Genomic DNA, 11,612 nt, shown 5'->3' on the forward strand with positions numbered 1-11,612 from the left:
CGTTTATTTCCCCTCCTGGTTCAGGTACGCTTGTTTTTGCTCTTCCAAATGATGAGGCGTAACCTCAAACATGCTGTCGATCAGCTCCGGAATCGTCATCTTCTGATACGTGTCCGCTTTTTTAATCGCGTCAGCAACGTGCTGCTTCGCTTCTTCAACCACTTTCTCTTCCTCTGCCTCACTCCAAAGCTTCTTCTTCACGAGATAATTGCGGAAACGGGTCAGCGGATCTTTTTCCAGCCACTGTGCTTCCTCATCCTTCGTACGGTAACGGGTCGGATCGTCGCCGGACATGGAATGCGGGTTGAAGCGGTAGGTCAAAGCCTCGATGAGTGTTGCGCCTTCTCCGTTACGGCCGCGCTCAGCAGCATCGGATACAGCTTTGTAAACAGCCAGAATATCATTGCCGTCCACTTGCACGCAGCGGATACCGGCTGCAATCCCTTTTTGTGCAATGGTCTCTGCGGCAGTTTGCAGCTCGACTGGTGTGGAAATGGCATAACGGTTATTTTGAACAACGAAAATATTCGGAAGCTTGAATGCTCCGGCAAAGTTCATCGCTTCGTAGAAGTCCCCTTGGGAAGAGCCGCCGTCTCCGGTGTAGGTGATTGCGACATTTTTCTTGCCGCGTTTTTTTAGACCCATGGCTACGCCTGTTGCCTGCACATATTGCGCGCCGATGATGATTTGCGGCATCAATACGTTTACGCCCTCAGGAATTTGACCGCCATGCTGGTGACCACGCGAGTAAAGAAAGCCTTGGTACATCGGATAACCATGCCAAAAAATTTGCGGAATATCACGGTAGCCCGGCAAAATCCAGTCTTCCTTATCCAGTGCGGACTGACTTCCGATCATCGTTGCTTCTTGTCCGGATACCGGAGCGTAGAAGCCCAGGCGTCCTTGACGGCCGAGACTCACGGCACGTTGGTCCCATGCGCGGGTAAATACCATTTTGTACATGAGCTCTTTCAGCTTCTCATCGGAAATGGCCGGCATTTCTTTCTCATTGACGACTGTGCCGTCGAGAGCGAGAATCGTCAATGGCTCCACTTTTTCAACACGAACCTCGTACAGCGGCTTGCTCATTTCTTTCACCTCGTTGGTCATTATCTTCACCTCGTGAATGAATGTAGTGCTCTTCCACATGGGACAGCAAGTGCATCTGTTATAGTATATCTAAACCTCTGTATCATAACATCCAAAACGCTCTTCGCTTGCTCCATATGGACTTTCAATAAACATGAGTATATAACAGGATGACTTTATTATATAGTACAGTTCACAAAAAATCCATATTCATGTTAGTATTATTTTGTTCAAATAAATAGAAAATCATCCTGTAAACCATGATATAGGCGGTTTTCCCTCTTTCGACAAAGGAATGCCGTCCGGGGCTTGAAACCGATTCCATTCAAACAGCCGGATTATCGGGTTTCAGGACAACGATTTTGCTGCGGGAGTGACGAAGCGATGACAACAGGCGACGCCCAATATTATCAACGAACCGTGCTGAAAGAATGTGTGGTGTCAGATTTTCTGGGCGAATCCCGGAACCTGCGTGTTTTTTTGCCGCCGGGCTATAATGAGCTGCTGTCCTATCCGGTGTTATACTGCCAGGATGGCGAGGATTTCTTCAACTTCGGACGGGCGGCGACGACCGCTACAAGGCTGATATTAGATGAAAATATGTCTCCCTTCCTTATCGTCGGGGTGGATGTGGACAAAAAGGTCCGCACGGAAGAGTATGCTCCCGACGGCAGCCGCTTTCAGGCGTACTGCGGCTTCTTCGCGGAGGAGCTGATTCCGTGGGTGGAGCAGCGCTTTGCCGCGCGGCCGTCAAGGGATGAACGGCTGCTGGCCGGAGATTCGCTGGGCGGCACCGTCTCCCTTCATCTGGCGCTGGATTATCCGGAGCTGTTCAATCAGGTCATTGCGCTGTCCGGCGCGTTCCTGCCCTCCTCCTCTGCCCGGGTAGCCCGGGAAACAGATTTGTCCTGGCTCAAGCTGTATCAGCTGATCGGCCTGGATGAAGACGAGGTCAAAACAGACCGCGGGAGGTTTGACTTCTTGTCCCTCAACCGGGAAATGAAGGTGCTGCTTGAAGCGCGCGGCACGCAGCTTGTGTATGAAGAGAAGCCGGGCAAGCACGTCTGGGGGCTGTGGCAGGCCGCGCTGCCTGAGGCGCTGAAGAAATTTTGGGAAATCTAACCGGAGGATGCAGCAGCCGCAAGGGATGAATCCCTGGAGAAAAACAAAAACCAGTCGGGCTCTGCGCTCGACTGGTTTTGCTTTTCAATACATAGACCATGGGACGATTCAGGCTTACGCCGCTTTCTTGCTGGCGCAGGCCTTATCTCCGATCATAGCGCTGATGAAGCTGCCTGACCATCTCCTGCACTTCAGCAGCCGGCAGCTCCTGGCTGCCGCCATTCTGTCTCTCCGGCTGTGATTTCCCTCCAAGCTGCTCCAGAAAGCTAACAATCCGTCTGGACAGGTCCGCCGCGGTAAGCGGTACACCCAGCTCTGTCAAGCTTGCCATTTGCTGTGGGCTCACACGCGGATAATGAGCCTCCTTGTGCAAGGCAGCTTCCTTCTCGGGAGTCGCAGCCCGCACAGTGCCGCCCGCTTGCGGGTGACTGCCGTCCTGCTTCTCGGCACCGCTGGCAAGCAGCGGCTGGACTTGAGAGCCTGATCCTGATCCTGCGCCCGTCCCGGAAGCTGCAGCCGTCCGGGATTGCGGACCGCCCTCCCGTGCATCTTCTCCGCTGCTACAGGCCTGCGCGGCCTGATCGTAGAAGCGCCGGGCAGTACGCCCGCGCTGCTCCCCGCTGCCTTCGGTCACGATAAAAGCCTGGACCACGAAGGCGCGAATTTGACGGCGCTGGGCAATCCCGCAAAACTTGCGGCCCCCGATGCTAAGGTCATAGTCTCCCGGGCAGTAAGAGCCCGCGATTTCCCCAGCCTTCACCGCACCGGTATAGGGAGCCAGCACTTCCCCTAGCAGTGCCGCCATAAGCGCGAAATCCTGATGGTGCTCCATCCGGCCCGCCGGATTCGGCAAAATGAGCGAAACATTCAGCACGCCGGAATCCAGCGGAACCGCCGCGCCGCCTGAATTGCGCACCGCCACCGCCCAGCCTTCCTCACGCAGCGCGGCCATCGCCGCTTCCGCCTGCGGCAGGCGCCGATCCCGAAGACCGACCACCAGCGCCTTCTCATGACGCCACAGGTGCACAATCGGGGTCATGCCTTGACCAACCTGTCTGCACCACAGTTCTTCCTGTGCGAATGGCTGCAGCACATCTCCGGTCCACATGGCTGCGCTGTTGTCGATAATATGAAATGCTTGAGGCAACGCCGAACGAATCCTGCTGCCTTGGTTCATGTCGGTTCCATTCCTTTCACTGCCATTCCGTCGGCTTTTTGCCCGGCACCCACGCGTCCACATCATAGCCGCGTACCTGCCAGTAGCCGTTGTGAGGCGTGTCGATTAGCTCTATGCGCTGAAGCCATTTCACCGATTTGTAAGCGTACATTCGCGGTACAATAAGCCGGACCGGTCCGCCCAGCTGCTGCGGAAGCGGCCTCCCGTCCAGCAGCACAGCTACCAGCACATCGTCCAGCTGCGCCTGATCCAAGCTAAGCGCATCCGTATACACGCCGTCACCGGAATAAAATTTGACATACCCTGCCGACCGCTTCACACCGGCTGCTGCCAGCAGCGTCGACAACGGGATGCCTTCCCATGTACATTGAAACACAGTCCAGCCGGTCACACAATAGAAATCGCTCACCTGAACAACGCGGGGCAGCGCCAGCAACTGCCCCCACGTCAGCCGGAGCCGCTGCTCCACAAGCCCGTCGACCTGGAATTCCCAATCGTCAGAATGAAAGACTGGCATTTCCGTCACGGTATACACCCTGAACCGGCCGTCGATTCCGCCCCCAACCGGAGGAAGTGAATCGGGCAGCGGTTGGGGGGACGGAAGCATCCGGTTTTGGTCGCTGGCGGCATACTGCTCCAGCAGCTCGCCGCCGGTATCTCCAAGCTGCTTGACCCACCGGTAAAAATATGGACCGACCGCCAGCAGCAGACCGGCTCCAATAGCTCCCCGCAAAAAACGGCGCCGGGTGTAGAATGGACCGCTGCCGGCAGGAAGCCGTTCAGCAGGCCGCTCGCTTGCCGTGGGGCTGTCCGAAGGGCTCTGGCCCGCTTCACCCGGCCCGGCCTCCCGGTCTGCCGCTGAGAGCAGGCCGGGAGGTCCACCGCTTGCCGCTCCGCCTGCGGGCTGCTGCGCCGGCCCTTGACGGCCAGACTGCCGGGCATGGACGCCGCCGGCCTCACGGCGCAGCCAGCGGCTGCGTGACAGCGAATGATACAGCAGCCACGGAACACCGAGCCATGTCAGCAAATCATGGACAATGAGCATCGCATTGCTTAGCTCCTGAGGCATGTCCCGCTGCAGCCAAAGCACGGCGCCGGACCCGATCCAGCCCGCAAGCAGCGTAAGCACAAGGCCCAGATTCCAGCGCTGCCCCCTCTTGGCCGGTCCGCGCAGCTGCTTGAGGTGCTTGCGCACCCGCGGCAGGTACAAGACCAACACGACGGCAGAGAGCAGCCCCAAAATAACATGCAGCTGCTTAAGCCCAACCCGCACATTCAACCCGGCCAAATCGCCCCGCAGCCACGGCCAATACAGCAGCAGGCCCGTACAGGCAAGCAGCAGCACAAGCCATCCGTTCCAGGCGTGCAGACGTTTTAACGCTTTGCCAAGCGGCTCTTTAAGCCAAGCACCAACCCGGTTCATTCGTCCCCCTCCATTCGTTCCAGGCTTCCGGTAAATACGCTTATTTTACCATAAGAAGCTTAAAATCCGATGAAGAGACGCACCTCACAGCGACCGGAGGCCAGAAATGTCATCCATCCGGCTCAAACAGGGTGGAAGCCGAATTACAACCCGCCTGACCAATCAATCAGCAGCGGCAAATATAGGAAGCTGGCAGCCGTTGTCACCGCGACGTTGACGGCCACCAAATCTTGGTCGCGCCGTATTTTTCCATCAACATAACCGAGTTAATGGCGGACGGCATGCTGGATTGCACAAACAGCACCGAAGCCGTCAAGCCGTGCAGCCCGATAAGCCGAATCGTAATCCATGACAGCAGCGGGACGATCACGATCCGCAGCCCGAGCGAAATCCAGATTTCTTTGCGCCAGCTATGGCGCCAATTTGTTTTTCGAAGCTGCATCCCCAGGATTAGCAGCACAAGAGCGGGATAGGCCGATCCAACCAGCTTCAGCCCTTCCATCAGATCGGAAGGCAGCCGTATCTGCAGCACAAAAATGATCACGCCGGCAATCGAAGCATAGAGAAGCGGCGTTTTGGCAATTTGCCGGATCGCCTGCTTCGGCTGAAAAGCGGTGCGTGAAGCCAAATACATGCCCAGCGTGTTGACCAGCACGATATGAAGCACCACGTTGGTCACCCCGATAGCAAGCCCGGTCGTACCAAAGGCCAGCAGCAGCAGCGGCAAACCGTAATTATTGGAGTTGGCGAATAGGGTTGTTAAATCCATGGCTCGCCTCGACGCCAGGTCAAACCGGAACAAACGCCCTATCCCCGCAGATGCGGCCCAGCACAAAGCAGTCTGAATAAGTGTAAACACCAGAATATCAAGAAATATCGAGCCCTGCAGCTCACTTTCAGCCAGAGCCGAGACGATAAGGCAGGGCGACAGCACGAACAGGCTAACATCTGCCATAGTGCGGGCATCGGGCTTTTTATAATGCTGATACAGAAATCCGAGCAGGCAGGCAAGTAATATCGGCGCACTGACCTGCCCGAATAAAGACACATAAGAACCCATAGCTATCCTTCCTTCCGTCCGTTCAATAAACGTTATCCGGATCATCATACAAGCACACATCCGGTTGACCGTATACTCATCATACTCGCCCCGCACTCATTACTGAAATATATAAATTCTATGAATTTAATAGTTAATACCTATAACACCAAGACATAGCTCCTACTGGAAAAAGAAAAAAGCCGTCCTGAAAGCACAAGCTCTGCTTTCAGGACAGCTCCCGTATGATGCGTCAATACTCCGAATTATTCGTTCGCAGGGGGCGTGAAGACACGGGTCAACAGCTCATTATCCAGCATGAAGAAGGCGTTGCTGTCCGTGTCGATACGCTTCAATTTTTGAATCAGGCTGTCAAACAAGTCTTCTTCTTCGACCTGCTCGTCAATAAACCATTTCAGGAAGCCGATGGTTGCGTGCTCCCGTTCAGCGATGGCAATATCCATCAAGTCGTAGAAGCGGCGGGTTACAAACTGCTCGTGGTTATAACCGGCTTCGAACGTTTCCAGAATCGATTTAAATTCATTGCGCGGCGATTCAAAGCCGGTAATCGTAGCGCGTTTCCCCATTGTATTAATAAAGTTGAAAATTTTCATCGCATGGAACCGTTCTTCTTCGGCTTGAACAATAAAGAAGTTTGCAAAGCCATCCAGGTTTTCCGCTTTGCAGTAAGCTCCCATCGCCAGATACATTTGGGCCGAGAAAAATTCTAGGTTGATTTGTTTGTTAAGTTCTGCAAGCAGATTGTCGCTCAGCATCATGAACAGCCCCTTTCAATTTAGAATGATTATAATTATAACAGAAAGGACCTGTCAAATGCTATATTGCGACAAAATTGTTTGGCATATTTTAGTATCTGTAGTAATTAGTCAAGGAATTCTCCAGCAGCTCGGAGCGAACTTGCAGGAAGTGATAGAAGGTGGTCGCCGCCTGAGCACGGGTAATCGATTGCTCCGGACCGAAGTTTCCGTCCGCGTCCACATTCAGCAAGCCCAGTCCGACGGTAATGGCCGCGTCGCCTTTTTGCTTCAGCTTATCCGCATCGTTAAAGCTGATTGCGAACAATTTATCTACAGATGCCAGCTTATGGTAACCCAGCGCGCGCACCAGCAGCTCCGCCATATCTTCGCGGGTCATCAGAGCTTCCGGATTAAATACCGCCGAGTTCCGGTCGATCAAATTATTTTGGGCCGCAAACTCAACATAAGAGAAATACGCATTGTCCGTAGCCACGTCTCTAAACGATGATTTAGCCGCCCCTGCTGCAAACATCGGATAAATCGGCCCGCCGCCGTTTAAGGAAATAACAAGCATCTTGATCATTTCGCCGCGGGTCATTTGCTGCTCCGGATTAACCTTGCCGTCCTTCACGTCCAGCGCCTTGTAATCAACCATAAGCTGAAGCTCGTTTTGAGCGGCATGGCCGACAATATCCGTAACGACAACTTTCTCAAGCGATACTGGCGCACCGGTCTCACGGCTTTGCCATGTTCCATGCTCCGCGTCCAGATAGTAGCCCTCGTTGCTCGTATATTTCGGCACCAGCTGGTAAACCAGCTTCGCCTTCGGTGTTGCCGTGGCCGCCGGCGCCTCCTCGGTCGGCGCAATTTCTCCGGACGCAACCATCAGCCGGTATTTCTCAATCGGAATACCGCCGTAATATTGCTGGCTCTCAAGCACATAACGCTGCTCCACATTGTAGGTGCCAAGCAGCAAATCCAGCGCCTTGCTATCCCCAATAGTTTGCGGCAGGGAAGCAGGATAGTCATAGTCGGAAATGCTGGACCAGTAGCTTGTCACTTCTCCGGTCTTCCGGTCAACATTGACAGTGACACGGTCGTTTTCCGTTTCCACCCCGTTCACTTGACGGCTGAATATATACGACCATCCCGAAACATAGGCAAGCTTCTGCTGGCCTAAATCGGTTTGCGGCTGCAGCACCAGCTCATGCGCATAATGAGGCAGCAGCTGTTTCACAAGAGCAACGGCAGTATTTTTCCCTTCATCATAGCTGACCTTGTACTCGCTGGCCTGCTTCTCGGCGTCTTTGGCCGAATAATAAATGTTGTGCTCATTGCGGCTAAAGCTGCGAACCTCGCCGGTGTGACTGTTAACCGCGGCGTACGCGCTGGACGGATTCTCCTCATCCGTGCTGTTCCAGCTCAAATTCCAGCTTGCATCGACGGTACCGTCAGCAGCTGTGTTCTCATAGTAGGACGCATCCTGCAGCTTGTTCGAAGCCGGGATCGTGAAGTTCTTTGTAATGAGCTCCAGTGCCTGCTCTTTGGTCAGGTTTTGGTTAGCGGAAGGCTTGGCGGCAAGCGGCTGCGAAGCCAATGGCTCGCCTCCCTGCACAACCGGAGCGGAGTTCCACGATTTCCCTGTCTTCGCATCCAGCTGAAGCGTGTTCATTTGGTACGAAAGAGCAATTTGCTTCGTTTTGGTATTATAAGGAACCAGGTATTTCAGCTGCGGCTTCAGCTGATCGCGGAATGCCGCTACAGCCGCTTCCTTGCTGATGGCGCCGTCTGCAGCTTCGAACTCAAGCTTGTCGTCCCAGCGGAAATTGTAGCCGACGACGTGGCCTTCCCCGTCTACCTGAACCGAGATGGCATTGCTAGTGAATACAGCGCCGTTCACGACACGGTAATAGTTGAAGCTGTATTGTACGTAGCCGTTTAGCGGCGTTCTAAACGCTTTTTCAAAGGAATCGTCATACTGGATTTGGCCTGCTTCACCTGAATTCAAATCCCCGATGAAGCTGTCTGCTACGGTTTTGGCTTGAGACAAATCATACTTCGGCGGATAAGACGGCTTCTTGTCCGGATCGTTCTCGCTGAAATAATAACCGGTCAGCCGTCCATTCTCGGCATCAATGCTCACGGAAATCGTATTGATGGCACGCTCGGTTACCTTTTTCTCAAAATACATGGACCATGCGCCGCGTCCGCCGGACAATTCGTAATAGGCTTTGTTGTAGCTAATATTGCGCAGCTCGTAGCCGTCCGGGATTTTAACCAGCTGCTTGGCCAGGCTGACCGCCTGATCCTTGGAAATTTTGGCGTCCGCCGGCGCTTCCGTCTGCCCGACGGCCGAATCCACCGCTATACTGGTTGCGGCTATCGCCCTGGTTGCATCTACCGTCTCCATCGCCCATGCCGGAGCCGAAGCGGACAGCAGCAGCACCGATGAAATTCCCCCAATTGCTACCTGTTTCAAAAACCTTTTCACCGTAAGTTCCTCCTTCATTTAGATGGTACGACCTTTAGACGGAGCCCTTATGGAAAATGTTGCAGGTTTTAGCAGCAATCTAAATGATTCGAGTGATGATGCCTGTTCGTGGGGGCCGGGCATAAAAAAAAGCGTACCTCCCATCAGGAAAGCGTACGCTTCTTCCTTTCATTCCTCCGCAAGCCAAGCGGCCTACAGTAAGCTGAACAACGTCAGCAAGTTTCAGCAAGGGCCGTAAGCGGCACTTTATTTGTTCAGCAGCGCTTGAATATCCGCTTCAAGCGCAGACGGCTCGGTGCGGGCGCCAAACTGCTTCACGACCTGGCCTTCCCGGTCAACGAGGAACTTCACAAAGTTCCACTCTATATCTCCCGTCCGGTAGGGGGCAGGAACATGCTCCACCAGGTACGTATAAAGCGGATGCGCATTCTCGCCTTTTACATCGATCTTAGCAAACATGGGGAAAGAAACGCTGTAATTCAGCTCGCAAAACTGCTTAATGTCTTCCTCTGTGCCCGGCTCCTGCGCGCCGAATTGGTTGCATGGAAAGCCCAGCACTGTTAATCCTTCGCTGCGGTATTTCTGGTACAGCTCCTCCAGCCCCTTATAATGCGGAGTGAGACCGCAAGCGCTGGCCGTATTCACGATAAGCAGCACCTGTCCCTTGTAATCCGCCAGCGACTTCTCGGCACCGTCAATCGTTGCCGCTTGGAATGAATAAACCGACATGTCTATACCTCCTATATGCGTGAGTAACTTGCGCTTTCTCTTCTATTATACCTTGTCCGTCACCGTAATGAAAAACGTTCCTCCGCAGCCGGCTGCCCGTTGACCAATAGCGTAATCCGGTGCGCTCCGGGATAATGCTTCCGAGTCGACAGGTCGGCAAAAGCATGCTTCCGGCTTACATGCAGCGACCTGCCGGGAGCGCAGATCGTTTCGGAGATACGAAACTGCTTCCTTGACGTCTTGCCGCTTAACCGGGCGAATTCGACCGCGTACTCCAGCCGCAGCTTCAGCGGCTCCTCCGTACGGTTCGTCAGCTGAAACGAAAAGCCAAGCGTTCCTCCAAGCTCCAGCTCCTTGGCAGAGATGTCCCAATTCCGCACTTCCCAGCCGCCCTCGGCGCCGAAGCCGAACAGCGTCAGCACCTCCGGGTGCGCCTGCTTCAGAAGGGTGCGGCAGCCATGCTTCAGGAGCTTGTCCGTCAGCGGATGCCGCCCATGCCAGGCACGGGCCAGCTCCAACACCAGGTCAGGGTGATCTTTGGAAATATCGTTTAAATTGTTGGCCACGCTGCGCCTCACATACTCGGACGGGTCCTCCTTCAGCCGTTCCAGAACAGGAACAATCGGCTGCGGGTTCCGCTTCAAAGAAGGCAGTCCCATTGCCCAAGGCAGACGCGGCCGGCAGCCCTCGCTGGCCAAACGTCGGACATGCTCGCTATCATGCTCCGCCCACCTCGACATCTGCGCCATCATCCGATCCTGATCCTGCACAAAGAAAGGCCGTACCGCGAACTCCGCCGTGGAGCTGCGGGTAAAGGTCTCTAACGCGGGCAGAGACGCTTCCCAATCCTCCAGCCCGTACAGCTCTACAAACTCGGGAAACACGACATATTCCAGACTCGTTTCCTTGATCGCGCCGAAGGCCGCCAGCAGAACAGCCAGCGCCTCCCGGTAATCGGGCGGCAAGCAGCCGCGTAAGCAAACCGCGATATGGCGGATGCGCTCCTTCAGCTCCCGGCCCTCCCACTGCGCATCAAACACAGCACGAACAAACGGCTGCACAGGAAAAGCGGCATATTCCCGCCTGCAGCCATTTGCAATAAATTCAACCAGCGCTTCGTTCATCATTTTTTTTAACGGCTCAGCCAATCCGGACACCTGCTCTCGTGGACGTCGTTCGCATTTTGTTCGCATGTCCATTATACCACGAGACCGGCAATTATACCAAAACAGCGCCCCCCGGCTGCGCAGGCTCCGCCCTGCCTCTTCGCGGGAGAAGGTCCGACGGCTCCCCGGCCATGACCGCGCGCAGCCAGGCAAGGTATATATCAAGCTCATGCAGCATCTCATTTATGGCTTCGTCCGGCTCCGTCTTCCCCCCTAATGCGCACTGCTTATCCGTCCGGTTGACCAGATGCTCCCGCAGCAGCTGCAGCATAAAAGCCCGGAACTGCCGCGTGGTCTCGAAGGCCAGCAGATTCAACTGGCTCATGGCGCTTGCGCTAAGCCCCCGCTTCGCCTGCTCCAGCAATCCGCCGTACACCATACTGAAATGCCCTGCAGTATCGCGCTCCACACTATCCTGATCCAGCAGGCCAAGGATACACCGCGCCTGGCCCTCCGCCATCTCAAGCCATTCCCGCTGACGAATCAGCGCTCCATTCACCGCTTGTTCCCGGTTCAAATTTTGTTCCTCCTTTCGCCCGTATACAGGCACCTCCTACTAAAATATGTGCATCCGCCCATTTTAGTGCTTGTCCTGAATAAAAGGACGTTGTATTTTTA

Annotated in this window: 10 protein-coding genes; 1 reads left to right on the top strand and 9 read right to left on the bottom strand. The window is 54.7% G+C overall.

The genetic code is table 11. The features are described 5' to 3' along the window. Positions 1-3 precede the first annotated feature (3 nt). Positions 4-1,089, bottom strand: a complete 1,086-nt coding sequence (gene pdhA, locus WBG83_RS12825) for a pyruvate dehydrogenase (acetyl-transferring) E1 component subunit alpha (RefSeq protein WP_336745548.1) — start codon at positions 1,087-1,089, stop codon at positions 4-6. Between the two features lie 384 nt (positions 1,090-1,473). On the opposite strand from pdhA, the gene WBG83_RS12830 reads away from it, so the two are divergent. Beyond that, entirely contained in the window at positions 1,474-2,211 is a 738-nt protein-coding gene (locus tag WBG83_RS12830) for an alpha/beta hydrolase (RefSeq protein ID WP_336745467.1), read from the top strand. A 142-nt stretch (positions 2,212-2,353) separates the two neighbouring features. Here the strand turns inward: WBG83_RS12830 and WBG83_RS12835 are convergent, their stop codons facing one another. The 8 genes from WBG83_RS12835 to WBG83_RS12870 all read right to left on the bottom strand — a co-directional run bounded on the left by WBG83_RS12835 (position 2,354) and on the right by WBG83_RS12870 (position 11,511). Beyond that, positions 2,354-3,388: a lipoate--protein ligase family protein gene (locus WBG83_RS12835; RefSeq protein WP_336745468.1), complete on the bottom strand. Its 1,035-nt coding sequence runs from the start codon at positions 3,386-3,388 to the stop codon at positions 2,354-2,356. Positions 3,389-3,404: 16 nt separating this feature from the next. Next, on the bottom strand, positions 3,405-4,811 hold the full coding sequence (locus tag WBG83_RS12840; protein ID WP_336745469.1) for a molybdopterin-dependent oxidoreductase: 1,407 nt from the start codon (positions 4,809-4,811) through the stop codon (positions 3,405-3,407). Positions 4,812-5,013: 202 nt separating this feature from the next. Beyond that, positions 5,014-5,919, bottom strand: a complete 906-nt coding sequence (locus WBG83_RS12845; protein ID WP_336745470.1) for an AEC family transporter — start codon at positions 5,917-5,919, stop codon at positions 5,014-5,016. A 197-nt stretch (positions 5,920-6,116) separates the two neighbouring features. After that, positions 6,117-6,626, bottom strand: coding sequence for a ferritin (locus WBG83_RS12850; protein ID WP_336745549.1), 510 nt, complete (start codon positions 6,624-6,626; stop codon positions 6,117-6,119). A gap of 91 nt (positions 6,627-6,717) precedes the next feature. Continuing rightward, positions 6,718-9,099: an S-layer homology domain-containing protein gene (locus WBG83_RS12855; protein ID WP_336745471.1), complete on the bottom strand. Its 2,382-nt coding sequence runs from the start codon at positions 9,097-9,099 to the stop codon at positions 6,718-6,720. A gap of 246 nt (positions 9,100-9,345) precedes the next feature. Continuing rightward, a complete protein-coding gene (locus tag WBG83_RS12860; protein WP_336745472.1) occupies positions 9,346-9,828 on the bottom strand; it encodes a glutathione peroxidase in 483 nt (160 codons plus the stop codon). A 59-nt stretch (positions 9,829-9,887) separates the two neighbouring features. After that, a complete protein-coding gene (locus WBG83_RS12865) occupies positions 9,888-10,985 on the bottom strand; it encodes a DNA alkylation repair protein (RefSeq protein WP_442955836.1) in 1,098 nt (365 codons plus the stop codon). A 61-nt stretch (positions 10,986-11,046) separates the two neighbouring features. Continuing rightward, the gene (locus WBG83_RS12870) at positions 11,047-11,511 is read right to left on the bottom strand and encodes a hypothetical protein (RefSeq protein WP_336745474.1); all 465 of its coding nucleotides are present in this window, start codon (positions 11,509-11,511) and stop codon (positions 11,047-11,049) included. Positions 11,512-11,612: the final 101 nt, after the last annotated feature.

It is taken from the genome of Paenibacillus sp. y28, from assembly GCF_037137075.1.
Classification (GTDB): Bacteria; Bacillota; Bacilli; order Paenibacillales; family NBRC-103111; genus JBBBNV01.